We start from the raw sequence: 26,264 nt of genomic DNA, 5'->3' as shown, positions 1-26,264 counted from the left end.
CTCTCTAAATCTTAACGCTGGCCTTCGGCCGCTTCATTCATCCAGTTCTGCCAACAAATTCGGGCAGAATTAGGCCATCGTTTTGGCCTGCCGTCTGTACCAATAACCGCCACCAACACATCCGCTTCGGCAACCATCTCGCCATCACGGGTGATCCACTGTTTCACCTCTATCGCGGCGGCACGAACCTTGGTCACCATTGAATGGCCGATTAGCACGTCCCCAACCTTCGCCTGCCGGTGATAACGAATGTTGATGTTGGAAACCACATACGTGAGTGGCCCACCTTCTTCCTCCGGCAGGTCAAACAGGTGATTAACATCCGCCGCAGTGCCCCTGATACTCTCTGTCCGGACCCGCTCAAAGAAACTAACGTAACGTCCGTGGTAAACCATGCCACCCACGTCTGTATCTTCGTAATAAACACGGATAGGAAAATGAAAAACACCGCCGTGCCACTCGCCTTCTGCTACCGTACCTGTCATTTTGCACTCCCAAACATGTCAGGCTGCCCTGCCCCACCAGAGGCTGACGGCGGTGTAAGCCCCAGGTGTTTCCACCCGTCTGGCGAAAGCATGCGCCCACGCGGCGTACGCTGCACAAGACCAATCTGCATCAAATAGGGTTCAATAATATCCTCAATTGCGTCGCGCGGTTCCGACAGTGCGGCGGCCAGAGTCTCCACCCCAACCGGGCCGCCTGTGTAGGTAACCCCTATGCATTTAAGGTAGCGCCTGTCCATGCTATCGAGGCCAAGGCTATCGACCTGCAGACGGTTTAGTGCCGCGTCAGCCGCAATCCGGTCGACTACATCCCGCTCTGCAACGAGGGCAAAATCACGCACACGGCGAAGCAAACGCCCCGCAATCCTTGGTGTACCCCGGGAACGCGCGGCCACTTCACGGGCACCGTCCTCACTCATATTCAGCTCAAGGAGCCGAGCACCACGACGTACAACTTCGGTAAGCTCGTCAGTGGTATAGAAATCCAGCCTTGTTGGAATACCAAAACGGTCGCGAAGCGGCTTGGTGATCAGCCCAGACCGTGTTGTAGCGCCCACTAGTGTGAACTGTGGCAGATCGATCCTTACCGAGCGCGCGGCGGGCCCCTCGCCGATAATCAGATCGAGCTGGAAATCCTCCATCGCCGGATACAGTACTTCTTCAACCGCGGGGTTCAGGCGGTGAATTTCATCGATAAACAGAACGTCTCGTTCCTGCAGATTGGTCAGCAGCGCCGCGAGATCACCCGCCTTTGAGATAACCGGGCCCGATGTGGCCCGAAAATTCACGCCAAGTTCACGTGCAACGATTTGAGCAAGGGTGGTTTTGCCAAGGCCAGGCGGCCCAAAAAACAGCACGTGATCCATCGCTTCACCACGCGCACGAGCAGCGCCAATAAAAACTTCAAGGTTGGCGCGGGCTTGTTCCTGCCCGATAAATTCCCTGAGCGTTTGCGGGCGCAGGCCGACATCAATCGTGTCGCCCGAGCCTTCAGCCCCGCTCAGCAGTCTGTCTTCTGTGTCACTCATAAGCTACTCAGTTCCTTCAGCGCTGCCGGCACCAAAGCACCCACATCGGCGCCCTCGCCCAATTGTCCGGCAGCTTTCGCGACAGCGCCATGTGCCTCGACAGGCTTGTAACCGAGATTAACGAGCGCCGAGATCGCATCTTCGATCGCACTGTTTGCAGCTTTCGGAGCCGCAGCGCCCATTGCCATTTGCACACCCTTGGGCTGAAACACGAGGCCGGTAACTTTGTCCTTGAGCTCATGCACAATGCGCTGCGCCACCTTTGGCCCCACACCCTTGGCGCGTGCAACGGCTGTTTTATCTTGTGCCGCGATCGCATTTTGAAGCTCATTCGGCGCGAGCGTAGAGAGGATAGCCAAACCGACCTTCGCTCCAACCCCCTGAACGCTCGTGAGCAAACGGAACATGTTGCGTTCCGCCACTTCAGCGAAGCCATAGAGCGTAATTGCGTCTTCCCGCACCACCGTTTCAACATGCAGCTGAGCAGCCTCACCGCGCGCAGGCATTGAGGAAAGCGTGCGGGAAGAGGCATGGCAGATATAGCCAACACCGTTCACATCAACGATCACCCAATCGTCTCCAACACTGTCTAGAATGCCAGTCAGCTTAGCAATCAACGCGGCGCTCCCCCGATATTTCTCATTGTTGCCACATGATGCGCATGACAGATCGCAACTGCAAGCGCATCTGCGGCATCAGGCCCGTTTATTTTCACACCGGGCAATAGGATGCGCACCATGGCATCCACCTGCTCCTTCGCGGCATGGCCAACACCCACAACGGATTTTTTGACATGGTTTGGCGTATATTCCGCCACACTAAGCCCCGCTTGCGAAGGCACCAGTAGTGCAATACCACGCGCCTGCCCAAGCTTCAGTGTCGACGTCGGGTTCTTGTTAACGAAGGTTTCTTCAACCGCACAGGATTGCGGGCGCCACTCCTTGAGCACGGCGTCGAGGCCGTCATGCAGTTCTACAAGGCGTTCAGCGAGCGATTTTTTCGGATCAGAGCTGACCGTACCATTCGCGACATGACTGAGCCTGGTACCGACACTTTCGACGATCCCCCAACCGGTTTTCTGAAGTCCCGGATCAAGCCCCAAAAGCCGCATCTGGCCGCCTACCCTCTCCCTGAAAGGCAAGGCCCACCTGCACTATCGCAAATGGACCAGTCGTCTGGTTTATTCGCTATCCAGTTCGGCCAAAACATCATCAGGGATGTCATAGTTGCCAAACACAGTCTGCACATCGTCGTTGTCTTCAAGCGCTTCAATAAGGCGCATCACTTTTTCCGCCCCGTCTTTATCAAGCACCATCGGTTCTTTCGGTTTGAAGATCAGCTTCGCGCTCTCTGGCTCATTACCGCCAAGTGCTTCGGTAAGTGCAGCCACAACCGCATGCAAGTCTGCTGCATCGGTGTAAATTGCGTGGCCGTCTTCATCTGACTCTACCTCATCGGCACCAGCCTCAAGAGCAGCTTCAAACATGGCGTCTGCATCAGCAACATCTGCTGGATAGATAATCTCACCCACACGGTCAAACATGAAGCCAACCGAGCCACTTTCACCCATGTTGCCGCCAGCTTTACCAAAAATAGTACGAACATCAGATGCTGTGCGGTTGCGGTTATCGGTCAGGGCTTCAACAATGATGCCAACGCCACCAGAGGCATAACCCTCATAGCGCATCTCATCATAGTTTTCCGCGTCCCCGCCGGAAGCTTTTGCAATCGCGCGTTCGATATTGTCTTTTGGCATCGACTGAGAACGAGCAGTTGCGACCGCGAGGCGAAGCCTAGGATTGCTATCGATATCTTCGCCGCCCATTTTCGCTGCAACCGTGATTTCACGGCTAAGCTTTGAGAAGATTTTAGAGCGCTTCTTATCTTGAGCGCCCTTGCGGTGCATAATATTTTTAAATTTGGAATGGCCTGCCATGGTTACCCTCTGCAGCTTATCCTTATTGTTGATGTTTATATTGGTCGCAGCCCACAGCGATACTTTGCTGGGCGCCGGCTGGCCCTCTTATTAGCAGATTTAAGCGGCTTGAACAGGGGGAAGTTGGCATTTTCCGGCTATATCCGTAAGCCATGTTATGCCAATCTGGTTCAGGACCAGAAAATACGATCAAGGAGGCAACGGTGCGGAAGCTAGAGGGTGGCTGTTATTGCGGCAATATTGGTATTCAGTTGGAGACAGAAAAGCCGTTCTCTGAACTTGTACCCCGTGCTTGTGACTGCGACTTTTGCACCATGAACGGTGCAAAATGGCTTTCCCATCCTGACGCAAAGCTGGAAATTGAGATACAGAACGAAGCAGCCATTAACCTGTTTGAACAAGGTTCAATGACAGCGCGATTCTGGCTATGCCAACGCTGTGGTGTACTTGCGTGCGTGACCGCAGATGTGGAAGGGGAGCGGCGCGCCGCTGTTAATGTGAACGCGCTCAATGCGCGCGGCGAATTTCCCCCACCGATGTCTGTGTCACCCAAAGAACTTTCAAAGGCAGAAAAATCTGCGCGCTGGCAGGATGTCTGGATCAGAGGTGTGACGGTAAAAGACTGCTGGGACGTGGGGCTTTAGTCACAGGTTATATTTCCCGCCTTCCAAGCCAAAATGTCCCCGGTGACCATCTGCCCGTCAGTCAGCCCGCCTACTGTAATCCAGTCTCCGCCCCACTTTATAAGACCGCGATGGTCCATACTGGCTATTGGTTTATCTTTGTAGGCAACCCAGTTGTCTTTCGTGAAATCCCACGCAAAGACATGTTTTTGTGGGATAGAGGGCTCACCGTTATAGCCGATGCCGTTGTAATTGTAGGCGTTTGGCGTACCGCCCACAAACAGCACCCGGTTCCCGTCCACATCACCTTCGCCGCCCATACGGTAATGCCCACGCCCGGGCAACTGCGGCAATCTGCGATAGGTTATCTGAGTGGGGTCGTCCGGGCTAATCGTCCCCATCCAGCCTTCGTTCACCGTATCAAACTTTCGACGACCGGCATCATCCTCTCCGACGACCGCCACACCGTCAGCGATGACGAACCGATTGCCTACAATACCGCCCGCATGCCCAAAAACCGGGCTGCCGGGATATTCCGTTGCAAGGAACCATGTATTTTCCTGTGTGTCATAGACCTGCACATCGCGGATATTTCCGGTGTTGTGCCAACCCGACACCAGATAGATATACCGGTCCTGATAAATAAAACTGACCGCGTCGTCCGTTGGTGTTGGCATGTCAGCAATACGGCTATAAGCGCGCGTGGCCGGGTCATATACGAAGTTCTCAGGCGCTGAGACTTCGGCACCATCCTCCGCAACCGTATAACCGCCAAAGTAATATATTTTACCGGCCACTGCCTCCGCGGTCGCGGCCAACCGGCCCTCAGGTACAGGGATATCTGGAAGGACAGTCCATGTGGCTTCACCGGCCTTATACATATAGGCCTTCCTGGAGGTATCGCGCCAGGTTTTGCCAGCTCGCAGCCCCGCAAAGCTGAAGAGGGTCTGCTGCCCATCGGTAGTGGTGATCGCAACCGCATTGTTGCTATGTGGCTCAGGGAGTGCAGGCACACATTCGTTTGCGCGCAACGTGCCGGAGCAGCCAAGTACCAGAGCCAGCACCATACAATTTGATAAAGACCGTATCTGCATCACAATTCCCCCTGAAGAACCCCAGCATAAAATCACGTATATTCCACCAGCTGTCCAGCCATCTTCGACAGGTCGAACGTGACAAGGCCCATAATTGCTGACACAATCCGGCAAACAATAATAATTATACTCTGGGGAGAGGTTTTCATGGCGTCAGGCACCGCCAAACTGGATCAGGCATCTAAAAAGAAGGGCTGGTTTCCAGACTCTTTGGTCCTCATTTTCTCACTTATTATCGTCGCGCAGATACTGTCATATATCATTCCGTCCGGTGAGTTTGAGCGAACACCCGCGCCTTTTGCAGCGGGGCGGGATATGGTGGTCCCAAACAGCTACAAGGCGCTGGAGACTGCCCCAACCCTGGACCCCTGGCATTTTTTAGCCGCTATCCCGCGCGGCCTTGAAGCTGCGCAGGAGATAATCTTCCTTGTCTTTCTGGTTGGTGGCGTGATTGCTCTTCTGCGTACCTCCGGTGCGATTGATGCGATCCTTTTCAGGGCCGTGCGCACCTTTGGCGGCAGCCCCGCCATACTAATTGGTGGCACCCTCACCCTCTTTGGCCTTGGCGCCTTCACCATTGGTATGGGCGAAGAATATATGCCGCTCATACCTATCTTGGTGACCATGTGCCTCGCCATGAAACTCGACAGCATCGTGGCCATGGGCATTCTGTGGTCAAGTTATGGTGTTGGGTGGGCAACCGCTGGCACGAACCCATTTGGTGTATTGATTGCCCAAAACATTGCGGGATTGCCTCCCACCTCAGGTCTTTGGTTCCGCATTGCTATCTTCATTCTGTGTCTCTTGGTCGCGTTCCAACATGTCTATGCCTATGCGCGTAAGATTACACAGGACCCAAGCAAAAGCCTCGTTGCACATGTTGACTATAGCGAGGGGTTCGAACTTCCAAGTGACATCGCGTTCACGTGGCAACGCAAGTTGATCATGGCTGTCTTTGGGGCTGGCATTATTTTCTTCGTATACGGCGCGCAGAACTGGCACTGGTATATCGGAGAGTTGAATACCATCTTCCTTGGTGTTGGTGTGCTAACCGCCATCATCGCACGTATGGACCCCAATGGTGCTGCGAAAACCTTCATCAAGGGCGCGGCGGAAATGACTGCTGCTGCTCTCCTAATAGGGTTCGCCCGCACCATTGAAGTTGTGCTGACAGACGGCGTTATCATCGACACCATCATCAACGCCATTGCGTCCCTTCTCGATGGCACCGGGCCAAGTGTTTCTGCGCTTGGAATGCTGGCTGTTCAAACGATCACAAATTTCTTCATCCCAAGCGGTAGCGGGCAGGCCTTTGTAACAATGCCCATCATGTCACCGCTCGCGGAGCTTACCGGTGTTTCCCAGCAAACCGCTGTACTTGCCTACCAGTTTGGGGATGGTTTCACCAATATGGTAGTGCCCACAAGCGCGCTGGTGGTAGGAACGCTTGCGCTCGGGAAAATCCCGTATGTGCAGTGGGTAAAGTTCGTGACACCGCTTTTGATAAAGCTCTTTGCCCTCGCGGCGGCAATCCTCATATTCACCGTGCATTTTGGGGAATATGTTGGCTTCGCAAACTAACACGGTGGCTAGCCCGGCCCAAAGTCGGGCTGTTATTCTGGCTTCGGTCGTTGAACGATCGTGACCAATACCCCGCTTATAATCATCAAGAGGAACCAAGAGCCAAACTTGGAAAACGGCACCAACTGCCAGCCATCATGCTGGTTTGGGTATAGCCATATCTGACCAAAGGTCGCCAAATTTTCCGCGATCCAGATAAAAAAGGCGCCGAGGAACAGAGCCAATAGAATAGGCATGTTGCGCCGATGCCCGTTCGGGGTGAAGTAAACTCGTGCGCGGCCATAGAGCAAAACCACACCCCCAAACAATAACCAGCGCAAGTCAGCCATATAATGATGGGTGAAAAAGTTAACGTAGATGGCTATTGCAATAGTGAACGTTGCCCAAACCGGAGGATAATGAGTGAACCGAAAATCGAAGATCCGCCAGACCCGCGCAAAATAACTCCCCACCGAGGCATACATAAAGCCTGAAAACAGCGGCACCCCATATATGCGGAAAAGATTCTCCTCGGGGTAGGTCCATGATCCGACTGAGGTTTTAAACAGCTCCATGAACGTGCCAACCAAGTGAAAAATAAAGATTACCTTGGCCTCATCAACGCTCTCAAGTCGTAAGGCCAACATCAACACCTGAATAACGAGCGCGCTCAGAAACAGGAAGTCGTAGCGAGCAAGAGGCGCCTCTTCTGGCCAGAACAAATGGCTTGCAACGATCATGAACAACAATAACCCACCAAACAGGCAGGCCCATGCCTGTTTCAAGCCGAACCACCATAGTTCAGCTAGATACTGCTTCACCTTTCAAGACTCTCACGCAGTTCCTCAAGCTCAAGCCAGCGCATTTCCTTTTCATCCAGTTCATCCCGCTTGGCCTCAAGTTCCCTTGAGAGTGACGCAAAACGGTTAGGGTTCTTGCTATAGAGATCAGGGTCGGAGAGCTCCGCTTCCATATCAGCAATCTTCATCGAAAGCGTCTCGACGTCGGCAGGGAGATGATCCAGTTCCCGCTGATCCTTGTAGGAAAGTTTGCTCACCTTCTTTTTGGGTGCGGCATCAATACTTGTGACCGTGGCTTTGGGTCGCGGTGTCTTTTCAGACGCCACCGGTGCTGAACTCTTGTCCTTCAAGGCCTTATAATCTGAATATCCGCCAGCATACTCTATAGCTGTGCCATCGCCTTCCATCACCACTGAACTGGTCACCACCCGGTCCAGGAAATCCCTGTCGTGGCTAACGAGCAGAATAGTGCCTTTATAGTCAGCCAAAACCTCCTGCAGAAGGTCGAGCGTATCCATATCAAGGTCGTTGGTCGGCTCATCCAGGATCATAAGGTTTGAAGGTTTGGCAAAGTTGGCCGCGATCAAAAGCCTGTTGCGCTCACCACCTGATAAGGCAGAAACTGGTGTATTGGCCACGCTCGGATCAAAGAGGAAATCTTTCAGGTATGTCATTACATGACGGCTTTCACCGCCAACAAAAACCCAGTCTCCTCGGCCACCCGTCAGCACATCCATGACCGACATATCGTCTTTTAATCCGGCACGTTTTTGGTCGATAATAATGGTCTCGAGGTTGGTGCCGAGCTTTACATCGCCCGTATCCGGCGCCAACTCGCCGGTCAGCACCTTCAGGAGTGTTGATTTCCCAACACCGTTGGGGCCGATAATTCCGATCCGATCGCCCCGATTTATGCGCAAGGTAAAATCGTCGAACAGGGTTCGCCCCTCAAAGCTCTTCGAAATGCCTTTGGCTTCAATAACCCGCGTGCCCGAGCGATCTGCCCCTGCAAGCGATATATTCACCTGCCCTGCCGCATGAACCGTTTCACGGCGTTCTTTCCGCATGTCATAAAGACGCCTTAGCCGTCCCTGGTTCCGCGTACGGCGAGCGCTAATTCCCTCTACTGACCACCGGGTTTCTTCCTTTATGACCTTGTCGAGCTTTTTGAGAGCTTCCGCCTCTTCCGCATAGACCTTGTCCTGCCATTCCTCGAACTTCTCAAAACCGTCTTCCAGCCGTCGAATTTTGCCGCGATCCAGCCACAGGCAAGCTGTCGCCAGATTATTGAGGAACGCCCGGTCGTGGCTGATAAGTACCATCGCACCGCGCCAGCCCTTGAGGTAACCCTCCAGCCACTGGATTGTATTGATATCGAGATGGTTGGTGGGCTCATCGAGCAGAAGAAGCTCCGGTTCGCTAATGAGCGTGCGCGCGAGGGCGGCACGCCGCAACTCCCCACCGGATGCAATGCTTGGATCGGCATCCCCGTTTACATCCAGGTCTTCGATAAGCACGTCAGCGCGATAATCCTGATCTCGCTCATCTTCTGGTAACCCGCCAAGAATATACTCCTTGAGTGTCGCAAACCCGCTCGCATCCGGCTCTTGCGGCAAATAGGCGATATGCGTTCCCGGCTGAACCCAACGTTCACCACCATCGGCCTCAATAATACCCGCAACCACCTTCAAAAGCGTGGATTTACCTGTACCGTTCCGCCCCACAAGGCAAAGGCGATCTGTCACGCCGATATGCATTTCAAGCGCGTCAAGGATGGGATTTGCGCCCCAGTGAAGGTTGATGTCCTTCAAGCTTAGTATTGGCGGTGCCATGATTGCCTTTCAATCGGTCAGCGGGGCATGTAGAACACAGCCCTTGCGGTCAGCCCGCCTTATACCCAAGTATGGGAAAGGCGCACAAGCCCCTCTCTTGCCAAAACGATGGGGTTAGCCGCGACTGATGATGGGGGAAATATGCTGGACACAACGTTTGAGAATGGAGCCTTGGAAGGGCGATCCTTACCAGAGGCGGGTACAATCAATTTCAAGCCGCTTGACGCCAACCACGCCAATATCCTGATGATCGGTTATGGCCTCGCCTGGCTGGCCCTTACCACCGGCTGGATAACCGTCAATCTGCTGGGGGTGGTGAATAGCTCCCTATTTCCCGGATATAGTTTCCTCATTTTACCACCACTTCCGGTCCCCTTCATTGTGATACTATGTCGCCTTTCAGCTGAGCGGTGCGGCTATGCGCTCAGGGAACGTGATGTACATTACAAGAATGGTATCGTGTGGCGAAACGAAGCGTCACTACCTTTTAACCGCATACAGCATGTGGAGGTTGAACGTGGCCCGCTGGAGCGGTTTTTTGGCCTATCGACCCTCAAATTTTTTGCAGCTGGCGGAGGCAGTGCGGACCTCAAGATACCATCCCTGCCCGAAGCAGAAGCCGCCAATCTGAGGGCCTATATTCTGGAGAAAGCTGGCGCGGATCATGACGATGCTTGATACGGATTTGACCGAGGCAGAGATATCCAGCGTCGAAACATGGCAACGCCTCGCCCCAACCGCGATCATCTATTTCGTCCTGAAGTTTATCGTTACCTTCCTCAAACAAGGCGTACAGAATGTAGCGGTATTTGGGGGTATCTTTGTTGCCGCTGGAGACAACAGAACCACGGTCATAGTTTATGTGGTGGCCGGGGCCATTACACTCCTTATAGCGGCCTCCTTCCTCAGTTATCTGAACTTCCGGTTTCGGGTAAATAAAAACGCCTTTCTCATCCAGAAAGGCGTCATCCAAAAGAAAAGGCTTACCCTGTCATTTGACCGCATCCAGAACATCGCGATCAAAGAACCAATCTATTTCAAGCCGTTCGGCTTGGTGATTATGGCGCTCGAGAGTGCTGGTTCTGCTCAGGAAGAGGTCAGCCTCGCCGGCGTACCAAAGCCGCTGGCGCTTGAGCTGAGAGAAAAAGTGCTAGCCGCCCCTGTGTCCACTCAACAAAAGGCCGAGACACAGGCAGAAAGTAAAGATTCAGCTGCCCCCTTCATACACCAGAACAACGGGGAGCTCGCCCGCTACGGCCTGTCTAACAACAACATCTGGGTGTTTGCGGGGCTTGCCGCTGGTGCCGTCAGCCAAATTGATGAAGACAACTATCTGCATTTATTTGACTGGGTGAGCATACCTGAACACTATATCAATACCGACAACACCTTCGTGCTCATAGCTCTGTCATTGGCAGGCATTGTAGCCGTCGCGGCCCTTTTGCTACTTATATCTGTTATCGGTGCAATCATCATCTATCACGACTATCAGCTTAGCTATACCGAAGGTCGCTTCCTTCGTATCAAAGGCCTGTTTGAACGCTCGGAAACCAGTCTTGCTGAAAGCAAGGTGCAAACCCTGCAAATAAGCCAAACCTGGCCCGCAAGGTTATTGAAGCGCAGCCACCTCACCTTGAAGCAGATCAGCTTCAGTAGTGCCGAACAGCCTGATCTGAACAAAAAAAGCAGCAAATTTATCGTCCCGAGCCTCACCGATGATCAGGTCAGTGACATGGTTGGGAAACTATACCCTGACCTGCCATGGAAAGCTGTTTCGTTCGCACCGATTAACCGGCTGTATCTTCGTAAACTGCTGATGATTGACTATATTTTGCCAGCGGCGGGTATCGCCATACTGCTCGCTCAGCTCATCGAGCCATGGTGGCTAATGTTTGCGCTCTCTCCGCTCGCCCTTTTCCCCTTCATGCTGATGCATTACCGCAAGCAAGGCTTCTGGAGCAATGGTCGATACGGTGTGATAAGAACCGGCGTTATCGGGCACAAATATATGCTGTTCCCATTTCACAAGGTTCAAGGTGTCGAGATCAAACGCACGCCGGGACAACGACGCCACGGCCTTGCTACAGTGGTTGTCAAACTCGCCGGCCACACAGTGCGAGTACCCTATGTCGCCCTGAGCGAAGCGGAAGCATGGCGAAACCATATCCTGTATATTGTGGAAAGTGATACTCGGCCCTGGATATAGAAACGATAAGGGCGACCAACCGGCCGCCCCTTTCAATAACTATAGCTCGACGTCTAAGCGCTTAGTTGATCGCGGATCGGTAGGCGACGGATACGCTTCCCGGTCGCTGCGAAAATCGCGTTCGTCAGGGCGGGCGCAAATGGCGGCACCCCAGGCTCGCCTACCCCGCCTGGCACATGATCATTTTCCATGATCGCAACCTCAACATGTGGAGCTTCTTCGATACGGCAAACGGGATACCCATCAAAGTTGCTTTGCACAATCTGCCCGTTTTCGGCAGTGATTTCGCCATGAAGGGCAATGGAAAGGCCAAACACAGACGCCCCTTCCATCTGGGCACGCACCCGGTCCGGGTTCACCGCCAAACCACAATCAACAGCCATCCATGTACGAGGCACGGTCATAGTGCCATTCTCGTCAACGTTCACTTCCACGACCGTTGCGATATAGCTGACGAAACTGCGGTGAACGGAAAGGCCGAGGCCGCTACCCTTGGGCATCTCCTTCCCAAAACCCGATATTTCCACCACTTTGTCTAGCACTGCCTTAAGCCGCGCGGTATCAAGCGGATGCCGCTCCAGTGTTTCGCCATAGTTGAAATAATCTGCGCCATCGTCTTTCGGGTTAATGCTACGGTCGCTACCGATAAGGTCCCGCCACATGTCAGCGGTGTTTTTGCCGCTGGCGTGTGCGAGTTCGTCAACAAAAGAGCCAATCGCAAAAGCATGCTGAATATTGGTCACGGACCGCATCCAGCCAATGCGCACATGCCCTTTCACCTTACCCGCGTCAATTTGCAGATTAGGCGTCTCAAACGGCATATCCAGAAGCCCAAGTCCCATCTCAAGAGCAACCGGGCTCTCCGTCGCCGGGTTGAATATCTCAAAGATAGACGGGAAAGTCGTTTTGTGCTTCCAGGCCGTTACATTGCCATCTGCATCCAAACCACCTTTCACGCGCTGCGCAGAAATCGTGTGATAATAGCTATGCTGCATATCATCCTCACGGCTCCATACCATCTTGACAGGCTTGCCCGCGTGTTTTGCAAGGATCGCTGCTTCTGCCGCAAAATCAGGCTTGGACTTCCGGCCAAATGCACCGCCGAGGAGCGTAGCTTCAACATGAATATCTTGCGGTTTCATGCCTACGTATGGTGCCACCGTTTGCTGAACAGATTGCGGGTCTTGGCAACATACCCACATCATCAGTTTGTCACCCTGCCACTCAGCTGTCGCGGCAGGTGGCTCCATCGGCGCGTGATGCAAGTGTGGCACAAAATAGTCCGCTTCAATCACTTTGGCCGCTGCCGAAAGTGCCGCATCAACGTCACCGCGCTTCAGGTGGTGGACATCTTCACCGTCAATAGACTGCCAGAGCGTTTTTTCGTACTCGGTAGTGTCATACCCACCATTGTCGCCCGCCTCAAACTCTGCATTCAGAGCTTCAAGTCCTTTTTTTGCAGCCCAGGTATTGGTCGCAAGCACTGCAACACCACCGAGAGGTTTGAACATGAAGGGCTTGCTCACAGCAGGGAGCTCAACCACATCTACAACACCCGACACAGCCATCGCGGCGTCCTTGTCATAGGATGTCACCTTACCACCCACTACCGGCGGACGCGCAGCGGCAGCATAAAGCATGCCCTCACGCTTGACATCTTGGCCAAACTGGCTTGAGCCTGTCACAAAATCTTTCATGTAGATATTGCGGACAGGCTTGCCGATAAATTTGCGGTCGGCCTTAGCTTTATAGGTCACCGCACTTGCGTCAGGCACAGGAAGTGCTGCTGCATCGGCCACAAAGTCGCTGAAGTCTGCCGATTGGCCGGACACCTTGTTATGGATGCGGTGTTCTTTCGCCATAACGTCTGAGGCAGCCACTCCCCAGCGCTTGGCCGCAGCCTGCTCAAGCATCATACGCGCAGCAGCACCAGCGTGCCTGAAGGCATCATAAAACTTGCGAATGGAAGTGGAACCATCGGTATTCTGGTCACCAAACTTCTGGTCACCAAAAGCGGCCACGAAATTAATGCGGCTCCAGTCAGCGTCCAGTTCATCTGCGATGATCTGCGGCAAACCCGTACGGCTACCCTGCCCCATTTCAACTCGGTGAATATAAATATTCACGGTTCCGTCTTCGGAGATGGACAAATAGTTCGTTGCCTCAAGTTTACCCGCAGCCTTATTGATTTCTGCCATCAAGCCTTTGGAAACCAGCGGGGCTGTAAGCACTAAACCGCCAGCAATGCCAGCTCCCTTGAGGACACCACGCCGCGATACATTTTCTGTCTTGAAGGTCATAGCGTACCTCCCGTCACCTTGCCGTCCGCCACATCGCGAATTGCTTTCTTGATCCGCTGGTAGGTGCCGCAACGGCAAATATTGCCAGACATTGCCATATCTATTTCTTCATCAGACGGGTTTGGCGTTTCAGCCAATAGTGATGCTGCCTGCATGATCTGGCCTGATTGGCAATAGCCACACTGTGGTACATCGTTTTTGGCCCAGGCGACTTGAAGTGCATGGTAGGTATCGCCATTTGCCAGCCCCTCGATGGTCGTAATGTTTGTGCCCTCAACATCATCCATCCAGGTCTGGCAGGACCGTACAGCCATGCCATCAACATGAACCGTGCACGCACCACAAAGGCCCGCGCCGCAGCCAAACTTGGTGCCGGTCATGCCCTGAAGGTCGCGCAAAAACCACAAAAGTGGCATCTCGCCGTCACCCTCATAGGAAACAGCTTTGCCATTGATCTTGAATTCCATGGAACTTCCCCTCACTTGTCCTGACAGTGAGGGGATACTATACCGTCAATGAGGGCGGTGTCGAAACAACTTCTGTTTACCGGATACTTCGGTTGTGATGCCTATTCCTACGGCTGGGGGCGAGAGAACACCCACTCGGTGGCGGTTGAAGCTGCCGCATCGTACTGGTAACCCTCGCGATCAAACGCTTTAAGCTCTGCCACATCGTTGATGCGACCATCGACAATATAGCGCGCCATCATGCCCCTCGCTTTTTTTGCAAGGAAAGAAATAACCCTGGCGTTACCGTCTTTCACTTCCTTGAAGACCGGGGTTATGACCCGCGCCTTAAGTGCTTTTTGTTGCACTGCCTTGAAATACTCGCCTGATGCAAGATTGACGAGAACGGGATCTTCATCTCCCTCAAAATCTTCATTTAACGCTTTTGAAATTCGTTTACCCCAGAAGGTGTATAGATCTTTACCGCGCCGGGTCACAAATTTGGTGCCCATTTCAAGCCGGTAGGCCTGCATCAAATCAAGGGGCCGCAACAAACCATATAGCCCAGACAAAATACGAATTCGCTCATTGGCGTACTTACGGTCCTCGCCCGACATCGTCGGTGCGTCCATCCCGATGTAAACATCGCCCTTAAAAGCATCAATCGCAGGCCGTGCATTAGCGGGTGTGAATGGTGTCTCGAACGCTTTAAACCGCGCAACGTTTAGTTCCGCCAACGCATCCGATATGCCCATCATAGCCTTGAGGTCTGCCGCACGAAGGCGCTTGGCTTTTTTTGCGAGCATTTCTGCCTGATCAAGCATGCGTGGCACATCACTTGAACTCGCAAAATTTTCGCTTTCAAAATCGAGCTTTTTTGCAGGCGATATAACTACAAGCATTTTAACTCCCTCAAAACTGTCCTGTACTATGCGTCAACCAGCGACCGGTTTGTTACGCGCCAGAATACCCCAGATGATTGTTGCCCCCGCAGCGATGGTTAGCATAACGAAAGCTGACTGATTAACAATGCGCCATCCGAACTGGTTAAGAATTACCCCAGCGGAAAGCGAGGCAACTGCTGTCGTTCCAAAGACCAGAAACTCATTCAGCCCCTGCACACGGCCCTTCTCTGCCTCAGTGTGCACACGGGTTAAAAGCGTTGTACCGCCAACGAAGCAGAGGTTCCACCCCACGCCCAACGCGAGCAGCGCTACAGAGAACTGAGCGATCTCGACGCCAGACAATGCCGTGATAAATGCCACAGCAAAAAAGGCGTGCCCCGTGAGCAAAATCGGTAAAACGCCAAAACGCTGAATAAGGGAACCACTGAACAAGCTTGGCAAGAACATCGCAATCACATGCCCCTGAATAACATCAAGACTTTGATCCAACAGCCCGCACACCTTCATTGCAAGCGGCGTCGCGGTCATCACGAAACTCATCATCGCGTATCCCAGCGCGCCATTCAGTACCGCGACAATGAAAGCCGGGTCGCGGAATATTACCCTTAGCGGTCGCCCTTCGTTGTCTTCGTTCGCTCCCACTTCCGCCTCGAAAGGTTTATCAAGCGGTCTAAGCAATGCAGTTGGGATAAGAACAATAGCTGCCATCACGCCGGTAAAGACAAACACACCCATCATATTCACAGGCAAAAACGCCTCATTGAATGCCCGCGTGAGACTTGGGGTAACAAGCGCCCCCAATAACCCGCCGATGAGCACGAGAGAGATCGCCCGTGGTGCTTTGGATGCAGGAACACTCTCAGCCGCAGCAAACCGGAAATACTGTGCACTGGCCTGGAACGGCCCAAAAGCAGCTGTACCAATGCAAAGCGCGAGGAAGCTACCTGAATAAACGCTATAAGCCGCAACAGCTGCACCCAAAAGCCCGGACATCGCGCCTACGCGAAAGCCAAACCGCCGTGACGTACGCTGCATAAGAATAGACATCGGCCCCGTAGACAGCGCGGTCGCGAGAATGGTGAGGGAGACCGGCAATGTCGCCAGCGCTTTATCGGCGGCGAGTGTTTGCCCAGCCAGGCCCGCATATGTCACAACCGTCATGCTGCACGCCAGATAACAGGCCTGAGCAATCATCAGTACGATGACATTGCGGTTGGCTTGCCAAAAGCTGCCTGCGCCTAGATGCTCCGCGTCAGTCCCGTCTGACATATATGTTTCCCTTCACAAAACCGTCGTCACAAAAGCACCGCACGCGAGAATAATCAAGCGTCATGCACGCAAGGTTGAAGTATTGAGAACCTCCGGCCCTCTGCTCTCGATGTTCCCGCAGACACCCCCACTCAATTAATGGAAACCATTCCAAAATCCGGTTGCGAGAACGTCTTTTTCAAGGCAAAAGAGCGCAAAAGATAATCCATCACCATGGATAAGAAAAACTTCATAAGGATGCCCCAATGACCGCAAGCCGGAAAGACTACCGCAAAAAAATGATTGGCAATCATCGCCTTAGCCCAGAGACACAAATGATGGGATATGGTTATGATCCGGCCTTGTCCGAAGGCGCGTTGAAACCGCCCGTGTTTATGACATCCACTTTTGTGTTCGAGAGCGCAAAACACGGTAAAGAGTTTTTCGAGCTGGCTTACGGGAAACGGCAAGCTGCCGAGGGCGAAGAACCTGGGCTCATCTATTCCCGCATCAACAACCCCGACCTTGAAGTTCTTGAAGATCGGTTGGCGCTTTGGGAAGACGCAGAAAAAGGCCTGACATTTTCAAGCGGCATGGCGGCAATTTCCACCTGCCTATGGTCGTACCTTCGCCCCGGCGATGTCATCGTCTATTCTGCTCCGATCTACGGCGGCACTGAATTTCTGATCCGGAATATTCTGCCCGAGTTTGGCATCAAATCCGTTGAGTTCACCGCGGGGGGTGACAAACCAACTCTCGCACCAGCCCTTGAGGCTGCCAAAAAACTTGGCCGCGTCGCTGTTATCTACACAGAAACGCCAGCCAACCCGACAAATGGCCTGATCGACCTTCACGCCTGCCGTGACCAAGCTGACGCCCTTGGCGCTGAAACCGGCTATCGCCCGGTGATCATGACAGACAACACCTTCCTTGGCCCGGTTTGGCAAAAGCCACTGGAGCATGGTGCTGACATTGTTATCTACTCACTTACCAAATATGTGGCTGGGCACTCAGACGTTGTCGCGGGCGCGGCCGTTGGCAGCATGGAGAAAATGGCGCCGGTCATGGGGTTCCGCACCATTTTGGGTACCATGTGTGACCCGCACACCGGCTGGCTGATCATGCGTTCGCTCGAGACACTCAAACTTCGCATGACCGCTGCGGCAGACAACGCCAAGAAAATTGCTGAATTTCTGCACGATCACCCTAAGGTAAAACAGGTTCACTATCTTGGCTTCCTCAAGGAAGACGAACCGGCTTATCGCATCTTTAAGGAACAATGCGCTGGCGCAGCAGGTTCCACCTTCGCATTCGACATTGATGGTGACGAAGCCGCTGCCTTCCGTGTGCTTGATGCATTGCAGATCATCAAGCTCGCCGTCAGCCTCGGCGGCACCGAAAGCCTTATGGAGCATCCTTTTGCCATGACACATGCAGATGTGCCTGATGATGTGAAGCGCCGCCTTGGCATTTCGGAATCGATGCTGCGGATATCCGTGGGTGTTGAGAACGCTGATGACCTGATTGCCGACCTCACGCAGGCACTTGATGCTGCGTAAAACCTCGACATAGACCTTAAAGCCCGGCTTTTTGAATACCAAGCCGGGCTTATTCGCCCTCAACCATATCCCGGTATGTTGCGCAGTCCCCTGCATAGGGCACGTCAATGCCATGAATAATACGCCAGCCATCACTCGTGAGTGCAAGTGAGAACTGGTTTACCCCACAACCAACCAGCTCGCCCTTATAGTAGATGACAAAGGGCGCGGCGACAGTGGCGAGCCCTGCCGTGGAGTGGAAGGTTTTCACGGCAAAAATTTGTTCATCCGCATCACCCGGTGCTTGCTCATCGATCCATGCGGTCCATTTCTCGAAGCTGCCAGCCTTCACGGTGCCATCGGCCTGCAGCCGCTCAAGCGGGGCGCCAGCTTTCACGAGCGCACGGGCTGCAGCACCATCACCGGCACGCATGGCATCAAAAAGCGCATGCACGACGGCTTCAGCGGGCCCTTGCTCCTGCGCCTGAACAGGGAGTGAGGTCACCAGCACGGCACATACCAATACAAATATTTTCAAGATTGCCTCCCCTGGCGTCGCTCACACTTAGGCCGCCTTCAAAACCCGTTCAGCTGGCATGAAGATGGTGAATGTGGTGCCTTTGTCCACTTCGCTCTCAAGGATGATGTCGCCGCCGTGCATATCGACAAACGCCTTCACGAGCGAGAGGCCCAGGCCTGTTCCTTCATGGCTACGACTAAGAGCGGAAGCGGACCGCATAAAGGGCGAGAAAACAAGGTCCTGTTCTTCACGCGGAATACCAATCCCATTGTCGGAAATCTTGATCGCCATACGGCCATCGTCTTCGATGGCAGCACTAAGGCTCACATTGCCACGCCCATCAGGAGTAAATTTCACGGCATTGGACAATAGGTTCAATACGCTTTGCTTGATACGGAGGCGGTCGCCATTCACGCGCGGCAATGTCTCTGGCACGTCCACTTCGATCCGCAGGCCCTTTTGCGTTGCCTGCCCGGAAACCAGCGCGTTGCTTTCGTGGAAGAGCTTGACCATATCAACCTCTTCCTCTTCCATTTTAAACTGGCCAGCCTCAATTTTAGCAAGATCAAGCACTTCTCCAAGCACGTCTGAGAGATGTTCGCTGGATGAGCGGATGTCCTGCAGATACTCACGATATTTTTTATGCCCGATGGGGCCGAACATCTGGTCCGCCATGATGCTAGAAAAGCCGATGATTGCATTCAGCGGTGTCCGCAACTCATGGCTCACGTTCGCGAGGAACACACTTTTCGCCCGGTTGGCGGCCTCAGCCTGCTCTTTGGTCACGATGAGCTCAACTGAGGTCTTCTTCGTGCGTTCAACTTCCTGCTCCAGCTCCCACGAACGTTTTCTTAGCGCCTCTTCCGACGACGAGAGCGCCTTGTTCGTTGACCGCAGGTTATCAAGAAGTACCTGCACCGCATCAAACGACAGATTGATCTGGCCAACCAAAAGGCCCAACTCATCTTTTTTGTGACGACGATGCACGCTGATGCGCTGCTCGCCCGGATGCTCAGGATTAATACCCGAAATCTTTTCCACAATCTGCGCCAGCGGTTTGGTCAGGCCTTGGTGGAAAGCGAAGTAAAGCAACATCACCAAGAGAAGGTTGCGCACAAACCCAGACAGGAAGGTCGTCACGGCGCGAGAGAAAAACGGCTGCAAACCGACGGCCCTGTCGATCACAACCCGCAAGCTACCGGGTCGCTCAGCCATTGTATCAGGCAGCGCAAGCGGAAAGTTATATGTCGCTGTATCGTTAATGAAATAACGAGAGTAGTTCACGCTCGCCGTACCAAACGAGCTGGTATCGCGCTGGTTACCAGCAAGCACAGAGCCATGATCATCAAGGATCGCCGCCTCGGCCACATATTCATATTCCATGAGGCCGGAAACAACTTCCTGAGCAAGGTCACTATCGAGGATAAGCACCGCACGTGTTGCTGCTTTCTCCGCCACCTGAAGGCTTTTGTTCACCTTCTGCGCGAGAATCCCGCCTTCCTCCAGATAATCGAGGTAAACTTGACCCGCAGAAAGGACAAGGCCAACCGCGAAAGCGATAATAACCGCCGTTCGCGCCAGCTTAAATGAAATCCTGTCAGACCAATGAAGCTGCAAAGATCATCCCCTCAACTACCCTTGCTTTATCTATATTGAGCATCCGAAGACTAAAAACTTCATTAACACTCGCAATAAATATCCTCGGCCATTAAAGACCTAGGCTCTCAGATTACCACTCACCCGTATTTCCCATACTGGCCCAAGGCTCTTTGGCAGGCAAGGCCTCTCCGCGCTGCAAAAGCTCGATAGAAATATTGTCAGGGCTACGCACGAAGGCCATTCTGCCGTCTCTTGGCGGTCTGTTGATGGTTACCCCCGCGTCCATAAGCCTTTGACAAGTATCATAAATATCTTCGACCGAATAGGCCAGATGGCCAAAGTTCCGCCCACCTGAATACTCTTCAGCATCCCAGTTATAGGTGAGTTCAACCTGCGCGTCTTCATCGCCGGGAGCCGCTAAAAACACCAGCGTGAAGCGACCGGCCGGTACATCCTTGCGCCCAACTTCCTTTAGCCCGAGTTTATTGCAATAAAAATCGAGAGATTCGTCCAGGTCGCGAACACGCACCATCGTATGTAGATATTTCATTTTCGGCCCTATGTCTGATCTGTAAAATTTATTTATTTGGCAAATATAGAAGCGACAATACGCTCCAGCCAATCCTTATCCACCTCGTCGAACGTGCCTTTCTCGGTGGAATCAACGTCAAAAACAGCGATTAACTTCCCTGCCCGGTCAAACACCGGCACCACGATCTCAGAGTTGCTACGGCTATCGCACGCTATGTGATTGGGAATGGCATGCACATCCTCGACAATCTGAGTTTCGCGCTCCGCCGCAGCGGTGCCGCAAACGCCGCGCCCAAACGGAATGCGCAAACAGCCAAGAGTGCCTTGATATGGGCCTACTACCAACTCGCTCTCACGCGCCGGATCAACAACATAAAATCCTGTCCAGAAATAGCTGTTGGGAAAAGCTTGAGATAACAAACAACTGACCGTGGCCATTTGTGCTGTACGGTCTGTTTCTCCCTCAAGCACTGCCTCAATCTGTGCGGCGGTTTCAGCATATATCTCGTGTTTACTCATTCACCTGTCCTTTGCGGCATGCTAGCGCTTGAATATAGGCCTTCGATTACAGCTTTAAAGCGCCCTTTGTCCAGCAATGCGATCACTTCATCGGCATGAATGCTGGACACATTCCTCATTCGGCGCAATTTTAGGGTTGTGGGAATAGGATCAGGGAGAGCCACGATGTTCAGGAAACTATTATATAGCCTCCTCGCTATAATCTTTGTCGCTGGTGTTGGCATATGGATTTGGTGGCCCGAGAACCTCGTTGCCAAAGGCCCGTTCCTTGATTTCCTGACCGGCAAACAGGCCGAGACACCTAAACCCACAGAAATACAGGAGCGCTTCAAACTACCCGAAGGTTTTCGCATAGGTATATTTGCGGCAGACGTCCCGCACGCACGCATGATGCGCGTAACCAACACCGGTGACATTGTCGTCACAAGCATGCGGGAGGGAAATGTTATTCTTCTACACAAAGATGCTGATGGTGATGGCCAATCGGATGGCAGAACCACACTGTTCAGCGGCCTCAATATCCCCCACGGTCTTGCACTGGCAGACGGTTACATCTATGTCGCCGAAACAGATCGTATATCACGAGCATCCTTTAATGCTGTGGAACGCAAAGCAGGCCAACTTGAAGTAATTTTTCGTGGCTTGCCCCCCGGTGGTAATCACCGCACGCGCACCATTGGCTTCGGGCCGGGCGGCAAGCTTTATGTAACTACAGGCTCCAGTTGCAACGTGTGCATAGAAGACCACCCTTACCGTGCAACCATGCTTCAAATGGAAGCGGACGGCAGTGGCGCCAAGGTTTTCGCGACCGGATTGAGAAATACCGTTGGCTTTGACTGGCACCCGATGACGGGTAAACTATATGGCACGGATAATGGACGTGATCTTCTGGGAGACGAGACCCCCAACTGTGAGTTGAACCTCATCGAAGCAGAAGCAGACTACGGCTGGCCATACGCCTACGACGACAAGATTGCCGACCCGGATTTCGGCGAAGGCAATGAAGAACGAATTGCCAGTTCCCGCGCGCCCGTACATGGGTTTGGTGCGCACCGGGCGCCCCTTGGCATGCGTTTCCTCTCAGGCACCACCACACCGCGTGGTTATGAAAACACGGCTCTTGTTGCCCTGCATGGGTCTTGGAACAGTAGCAAGCTTGTTGGCTATAAGGTTGTGGCCCTGCACTTCAATGCGGATGGTACAATAGAGGAACAAGACTTCCTGACCGGATTTGAAGAGAACGAAGACGTTATCGGGCGCCCCGTTGATATAGCACAGGGACCAGATGGTGCGATTTATATCTCAGATGACTATGCCGGTGTTATCTACAGGGTTGGATGGGGCGAAATTACAGTGGGTGAGCCTCAGCACAAAGCCAGCGACGCATTAGCGGCAGAACCATTTTCGGACCTCAGCGAAAGCGTGCGCGTATCCCTAATTGAAAGTGGTCGGTCTCTCTTTCAAGAAAATGGTTGCGCAAGCTGCCACAGCAAAACCGATGCGCCAGAGGGCGTGCAAGTTAAAGAGCTGAAGACCTTAAAGGCACGTTATAACGCACGAGCAATCGCCCAGCTATTGGATACACCGCCCGGCCCAATGCCCTCCTATGCACATTTGAGCGAAGAGGACAAAAAAGCTCTCGCCGCCTACCTTCTTCTATCAACCGACACACAGTAAAACCATAGGGTGGGCAATAAGTTGCGCCACCCTTCTGTAACGTTTATGAGAGATACTTATATCCCACCCGAAACGCAGGTGAAACCGTGCCCCAGCCCAACCTAAGCGACGAACTTTCCGCCTTAGACGCATATGCCACCAAGGCAATGGCGGAACAGGCCCGCAACACCCCGGGCACTATCAACCTTGCTTTTGGGGAACCGGCCTTCGGTCCTCCAGCCACCAGTAAAGCCGCCATTGAGGCCAATGACCTCAATTGGGATGCTTTTATCGCGTCCAGCAAGCGGTATGAAAAAAGCCGCGGCATGCCAGAGCTACGAGAAAGTGTCGCGTCCTACTACGCACGTCGACACGGCATGAAGGTGGACCCGGAACGGGAAGTTCTGATCACCCATGGCGGTGTGGAGGCGATCACGCTGGCGGTTCTTGCAACCACCAACCAAACCAGCGCCGTAGCGGTAACCGACCCCAGCTATATGTTGTATAGTCGTGCCATCAAAGCTCTCGGCCGTACGCTCAAGGTGATACCCCGTCCCGCTGATCAGGCTCATGAGTATGTAAGCGCTCTACCAAATGCTGCCGAAACACTCCGCCAAGTGTCGTCATTTATCGTAAATTCACCAGAAAACCCATCGGGGTATGTCCTTAGCGGTGAAGACCTTGACGCCATCGCTGAGGCTTCTGCAAAACATGATTGCTGGATCATTCACGATGAAGTTTATGACAGCATGGCGTTTGGCAGGAAACATACACCTGCAAGGCTATGGTCGGGGCTTGAAGACCGCACCCTGATGATCAATAGTTTTTCCAAAAAGTACGGTGTTCCCGGCCTCAGGACGGGGTGGCTTTGTGGCCCAGCCAACGCTATCGATCTTGCCGCTAAACTGCATGATTTCATTTATCTTGGGGTCAATATCATGTCTGAGCGCATCGGTATGCGCATGCTATCGGACACCAGTGCTGACCCTTGGATGGATGACATGAGCGACATGTTGGGCGGGCGCGCGCAGCAACTGATGGAAGCCCTACCCAACACAAAAGGTTTTAGCTGGCCTCGCAAGCCCATGGGGGCGATGTTTGCCTTCCCAAATGTCGCTGACTTTGCGAGAAAGATACCTGATCGGTTCGCCGAAAGTGGCCAGGGCTCAGGTCATAAGGTTGCCAACTATTTTATGGAAGAACACCGCCTCGCCACCATCCCTGGCGGCGTCTATGGTCCTGAAAGCCAGGATCACCTGCGCATGATACTATGCTCGGAACAATCCACATTTGATCGAGCGCTTGGAGTGTTCGCACGCTTGCCTTAACCACCGCTCGCACGCGCTCTAACCATAGCTTCAAACGCATTGGATATGCGCTGGAGCGGTATGGTCATATAGGAAAAAGTCCGAGCATGGACGAAGCTGTGCCGCATAGCTGGGTTCAATTCAAAAATCAATATTGTGCCGTCCGGCAGCAGCGTGAAGTCGACACCGAAGAAATCGAGTCCTATCAACTCATAAAGTGACTGCAGGCGTTCATAATTCTCGTCTCCAATCACAGCCCTCGGGTTCGCGAGAAATTGTTGTTCTTTCTCCAGCATCCAAGAGTGCGTCGCCATAAAGGTTTTGCGGTTGCTACCGTGCACATTCCAAACTTCATCAATGTGATGCACCACGGGGTACATGACACCGTCCACATAGAAGAAGCGCATCTTGGTGTAATGCCCCGCTTGGGAAGCGTTCTCGACAAACTCGATAGCGTAAAAGCTATCGCCCGAACTGTTGCTGAAGTAGCTAGCGAGCCCATTTCTGTCATGCACCAACTCAGTTGAGACGGCAGTATGCGTACCCGTTTCACGTATAATAAGCGGATAACTATACCCCATATTCTCGACATAGGCCGCCAGGGCTTGGTCGTCACGTGCATCCCTCGTGAAACGGCGTGTCATAGGGAAACGGATACCGTCTATTGCGTTCAGGCGCTCATAGTTTCTATCCCGCGTGGTCTCGATCACCCGGTCAGGCCGGTTGAGAACCGGCACATCCGGAGTTCGGTCAATGAAAGCCTGAATAGTTTGAAGGGAGGCTAGTTCCACGTCCGGATCAGCAACTGTATTCAGGATCAAGTTGCAAGGCGTGGGGGCGGTATAGGTATCCAGATTGCCGTCCGACACCGTGAAATGATGAATGTTGAATTTTGTTTTGTCCAGCAGGTAACGGAGCATGAAATGTCCACCACGCCGGAACTTCTGAAAGCTACCGTCACCATTCGATGCAAGTTTATACCGGGTACCCTCATACCCGTAGAAACACATCAAGGTCGGAGCCGTCTCCGCGCTGTGTGTTGCCGCTTTCAACTTCACTGGTTTGCGGGTGTAGAAACGCTGCATCACTGATAGCGCTTCGTCTTCTTGCCCAAGAGCTTCAAGCACTGCAGCCAGACAGGCGTGCACACGGTGATGTTCTGGATACCGGCTCGACGCCGCCTCAAGGGCGGTTTTTGCAGCATCAAGTTGGCCGCTCCCCATAAGAGCATATCCACGTTGAAGCAGTGAGTGTTTGTCACCCTGCCCTAGAGCCTCAGAAACAGATTGCCCGGAAAGCCTGGCCGCGAATTCATAAAGAACAGCAGCACCGCGCCCCTCATCAGTGCGGACAAGAAGATCAGCCTGCCGCATCATCAGCGATCGCAACAAATCCCGTGCCACACCCGGCGCCACACCCGGCGCCACACCTTTGTCCTTTTGTGCCACACCAAGTTCAGCCGCAAGTTCTGCAATCTCACGATCAAGCGCCGTTGGTTTATCTTTTCCTTTGAATAATTTTCGAAACACCGGCGTCCCTCAACCCTTTGAAATTAATATGCTCTTGATACCAGCTTAACGCCTTCAGCGCTAGCGTCACACACCCACAGGAAGTTAAGGCATCATTTTTCTCTTGCGCCACACGTGTTCCATATGTACCCTTCGTATACATGGTACATATGGAACAAAAGAAACAGACAGCAAAATATGGAAATTATAGTCGATATAGAAAGCCCAGAACCGCTGTTTTCTCAATTGATTGAACAGATAAAGGGCGCTGTTAAAGCTGGCCACCTAAAACCTGGCGCTGCCCTGCCGTCCATTCGGCAGTTGGCGAATGATCTGGAACTGAACAACAAAACCGTTGCCAAAGCTTATAAACTTCTTGAGCGCGATAGCGTAATCCAGACAAGGGGGTATCGGGGAACGTTTGTTCACCCCGAAGCACTTATCAACTGCACCGCAGACATGAGCGCGTGGGTCCTTGATCAGGTGACCGCCACAATTAACGCCTGCCGCGCAGAAGGAGCCACAGACAGCGAGATCCGCATCGCTTTCTCTCATGCCATGCAGGGAGGGACATGATGCTGCCTCCTCATCACACATTAAATCCA

At 53.1% G+C, this 26,264-nt stretch carries 25 protein-coding genes; 8 read left to right on the top strand and 17 right to left on the bottom strand.

Translation table 11 applies throughout. The features are described from left to right. Positions 1–11: 11 nt before the first annotated feature. The 5 genes from ACN0XZ_RS13330 to ACN0XZ_RS13310 form a co-directional block, all read right to left on the bottom strand. Positions 12–485 (bottom strand): YbgC/FadM family acyl-CoA thioesterase, encoded by a 474-nt coding sequence (locus ACN0XZ_RS13330; protein WP_417458270.1) that lies wholly within the window; start codon positions 483–485, stop codon positions 12–14. Further along, positions 482–1,531, bottom strand: a complete 1,050-nt coding sequence (gene ruvB, locus ACN0XZ_RS13325; RefSeq protein ID WP_417458269.1) for a Holliday junction branch migration DNA helicase RuvB — start codon at positions 1,529–1,531, stop codon at positions 482–484. The genes ACN0XZ_RS13330 and ruvB overlap by 4 nt, the downstream gene beginning before the upstream one ends. Further along, complete coding sequence (ruvA, locus tag ACN0XZ_RS13320; RefSeq protein WP_417458268.1) at positions 1,528–2,148, bottom strand: Holliday junction branch migration protein RuvA; 621 nt, start codon at positions 2,146–2,148, stop codon at positions 1,528–1,530. The genes ruvB and ruvA overlap by 4 nt, the downstream gene beginning before the upstream one ends. Further along, positions 2,145–2,642: a crossover junction endodeoxyribonuclease RuvC gene (gene ruvC, locus ACN0XZ_RS13315; RefSeq protein ID WP_417458267.1), complete on the bottom strand. Its 498-nt coding sequence runs from the start codon at positions 2,640–2,642 to the stop codon at positions 2,145–2,147. The genes ruvA and ruvC overlap by 4 nt, the downstream gene beginning before the upstream one ends. 69 nt (positions 2,643–2,711) lie before the next feature. Continuing rightward, positions 2,712–3,467, bottom strand: a complete 756-nt coding sequence (locus tag ACN0XZ_RS13310) for a YebC/PmpR family DNA-binding transcriptional regulator (protein ID WP_417458266.1) — start codon at positions 3,465–3,467, stop codon at positions 2,712–2,714. Positions 3,468–3,670: 203 nt separating this feature from the next. Here ACN0XZ_RS13310 and ACN0XZ_RS13305 point away from each other — a divergent pair, with 203 nt between their 5' ends. After that, entirely contained in the window at positions 3,671–4,111 is a 441-nt protein-coding gene (locus ACN0XZ_RS13305) for a GFA family protein (RefSeq protein WP_417458265.1), read from the top strand. On the opposite strand, the gene ACN0XZ_RS13300 is transcribed toward ACN0XZ_RS13305, so the two are convergent. After that, a complete protein-coding gene (locus tag ACN0XZ_RS13300; protein WP_417458264.1) occupies positions 4,108–5,184 on the bottom strand; it encodes a Kelch repeat-containing protein in 1,077 nt (358 codons plus the stop codon). The genes ACN0XZ_RS13305 and ACN0XZ_RS13300 overlap by 4 nt on opposite strands. 147 nt (positions 5,185–5,331) lie before the next feature. Here ACN0XZ_RS13300 and ACN0XZ_RS13295 point away from each other — a divergent pair, with 147 nt between their 5' ends. Beyond that, positions 5,332–6,765 (top strand): YfcC family protein, encoded by a 1,434-nt coding sequence (locus ACN0XZ_RS13295; protein WP_417458263.1) that lies wholly within the window; start codon positions 5,332–5,334, stop codon positions 6,763–6,765. A gap of 32 nt (positions 6,766–6,797) precedes the next feature. On the opposite strand, the gene ACN0XZ_RS13290 is transcribed toward ACN0XZ_RS13295, so the two are convergent. Continuing rightward, positions 6,798–7,565, bottom strand: coding sequence for a DUF817 domain-containing protein (locus ACN0XZ_RS13290; RefSeq protein WP_417458262.1), 768 nt, complete (start codon positions 7,563–7,565; stop codon positions 6,798–6,800). Beyond that, a complete protein-coding gene (locus ACN0XZ_RS13285) occupies positions 7,562–9,376 on the bottom strand; it encodes an ATP-binding cassette domain-containing protein (RefSeq protein WP_417458261.1) in 1,815 nt (604 codons plus the stop codon). The genes ACN0XZ_RS13290 and ACN0XZ_RS13285 overlap by 4 nt, the downstream gene beginning before the upstream one ends. Before the next feature lie 141 nt (positions 9,377–9,517). On the opposite strand from ACN0XZ_RS13285, the gene ACN0XZ_RS13280 reads away from it, so the two are divergent. Then, on the top strand, positions 9,518–10,054 hold the full coding sequence (locus tag ACN0XZ_RS13280) for a PH domain-containing protein (protein ID WP_417458260.1): 537 nt from the start codon (positions 9,518–9,520) through the stop codon (positions 10,052–10,054). After that, positions 10,041–11,582: a PH domain-containing protein gene (locus tag ACN0XZ_RS13275; RefSeq protein ID WP_417458259.1), complete on the top strand. Its 1,542-nt coding sequence runs from the start codon at positions 10,041–10,043 to the stop codon at positions 11,580–11,582. The genes ACN0XZ_RS13280 and ACN0XZ_RS13275 overlap by 14 nt, the downstream gene beginning before the upstream one ends. A 53-nt stretch (positions 11,583–11,635) precedes the next feature. Here the strand turns inward: ACN0XZ_RS13275 and ACN0XZ_RS13270 are convergent, their stop codons facing one another. From ACN0XZ_RS13270 to ACN0XZ_RS13255, 4 genes are all read right to left on the bottom strand, one after another. Beyond that, positions 11,636–13,882, bottom strand: a complete 2,247-nt coding sequence (locus ACN0XZ_RS13270) for a molybdopterin cofactor-binding domain-containing protein (protein ID WP_417458258.1) — start codon at positions 13,880–13,882, stop codon at positions 11,636–11,638. After that, on the bottom strand, positions 13,879–14,349 hold the full coding sequence (locus tag ACN0XZ_RS13265) for a (2Fe-2S)-binding protein (RefSeq protein WP_417458257.1): 471 nt from the start codon (positions 14,347–14,349) through the stop codon (positions 13,879–13,881). The genes ACN0XZ_RS13270 and ACN0XZ_RS13265 overlap by 4 nt, the downstream gene beginning before the upstream one ends. Before the next feature lie 107 nt (positions 14,350–14,456). Beyond that, positions 14,457–15,230: a peroxide stress protein YaaA gene (yaaA, locus tag ACN0XZ_RS13260; RefSeq protein WP_417458256.1), complete on the bottom strand. Its 774-nt coding sequence runs from the start codon at positions 15,228–15,230 to the stop codon at positions 14,457–14,459. A gap of 33 nt (positions 15,231–15,263) precedes the next feature. Continuing rightward, positions 15,264–16,502, bottom strand: a complete 1,239-nt coding sequence (locus ACN0XZ_RS13255; protein WP_417458255.1) for an MFS transporter — start codon at positions 16,500–16,502, stop codon at positions 15,264–15,266. A 245-nt stretch (positions 16,503–16,747) separates the two neighbouring features. On the opposite strand from ACN0XZ_RS13255, the gene ACN0XZ_RS13250 reads away from it, so the two are divergent. Beyond that, positions 16,748–18,040: a cystathionine gamma-synthase family protein gene (locus ACN0XZ_RS13250; protein WP_417458254.1), complete on the top strand. Its 1,293-nt coding sequence runs from the start codon at positions 16,748–16,750 to the stop codon at positions 18,038–18,040. Positions 18,041–18,089: 49 nt separating this feature from the next. Here the strand turns inward: ACN0XZ_RS13250 and ACN0XZ_RS13245 are convergent, their stop codons facing one another. The 4 genes from ACN0XZ_RS13245 to ACN0XZ_RS13230 form a co-directional block, all read right to left on the bottom strand. Beyond that, positions 18,090–18,557, bottom strand: a complete 468-nt coding sequence (locus ACN0XZ_RS13245; RefSeq protein WP_417458253.1) for a hypothetical protein — start codon at positions 18,555–18,557, stop codon at positions 18,090–18,092. A 27-nt stretch (positions 18,558–18,584) separates the two neighbouring features. Continuing rightward, complete coding sequence (locus tag ACN0XZ_RS13240; RefSeq protein ID WP_417458252.1) at positions 18,585–20,156, bottom strand: ATP-binding protein; 1,572 nt, start codon at positions 20,154–20,156, stop codon at positions 18,585–18,587. 112 nt (positions 20,157–20,268) lie between these two features. Continuing rightward, positions 20,269–20,688, bottom strand: coding sequence for a VOC family protein (locus tag ACN0XZ_RS13235; RefSeq protein WP_417458251.1), 420 nt, complete (start codon positions 20,686–20,688; stop codon positions 20,269–20,271). A gap of 32 nt (positions 20,689–20,720) precedes the next feature. After that, on the bottom strand, positions 20,721–21,188 hold the full coding sequence (locus ACN0XZ_RS13230; protein WP_417458250.1) for a GAF domain-containing protein: 468 nt from the start codon (positions 21,186–21,188) through the stop codon (positions 20,721–20,723). 165 nt (positions 21,189–21,353) lie between these two features. On the opposite strand from ACN0XZ_RS13230, the gene ACN0XZ_RS13225 reads away from it, so the two are divergent. Both ACN0XZ_RS13225 and ACN0XZ_RS13220 read left to right on the top strand, forming a co-directional pair. Next, positions 21,354–22,865 carry a PQQ-dependent sugar dehydrogenase gene (locus ACN0XZ_RS13225; protein ID WP_417458249.1) on the top strand — a complete coding sequence of 504 codons (1,512 nt, stop codon included), beginning with the start codon at positions 21,354–21,356 and terminating at the stop codon, positions 22,863–22,865. An 86-nt stretch (positions 22,866–22,951) separates the two neighbouring features. Next, a complete protein-coding gene (locus tag ACN0XZ_RS13220; RefSeq protein WP_417458248.1) occupies positions 22,952–24,172 on the top strand; it encodes a pyridoxal phosphate-dependent aminotransferase in 1,221 nt (406 codons plus the stop codon). Here ACN0XZ_RS13220 and ACN0XZ_RS13215 read toward each other — a convergent pair. Continuing rightward, a complete protein-coding gene (locus ACN0XZ_RS13215; protein ID WP_417458247.1) occupies positions 24,169–25,680 on the bottom strand; it encodes a tetratricopeptide repeat protein in 1,512 nt (503 codons plus the stop codon). The two genes, ACN0XZ_RS13220 and ACN0XZ_RS13215, sit on opposite strands and share 4 nt — an antisense overlap. 177 nt (positions 25,681–25,857) lie before the next feature. Between ACN0XZ_RS13215 and ACN0XZ_RS13210 the strand changes: the two genes are divergently transcribed. Beyond that, positions 25,858–26,235: a GntR family transcriptional regulator gene (locus ACN0XZ_RS13210; protein ID WP_417458246.1), complete on the top strand. Its 378-nt coding sequence runs from the start codon at positions 25,858–25,860 to the stop codon at positions 26,233–26,235. Positions 26,236–26,264: the final 29 nt, after the last annotated feature.

The sequence above is a fragment of the Kordiimonas sp. genome (assembly GCF_048264555.1).
GTDB lineage: Bacteria > Pseudomonadota > Alphaproteobacteria > Sphingomonadales > Kordiimonadaceae > Kordiimonas.
The sequence above is the reverse complement of the archived record's forward strand: the minus strand, read 5'-3'. Positions and strand labels throughout refer to the sequence as shown.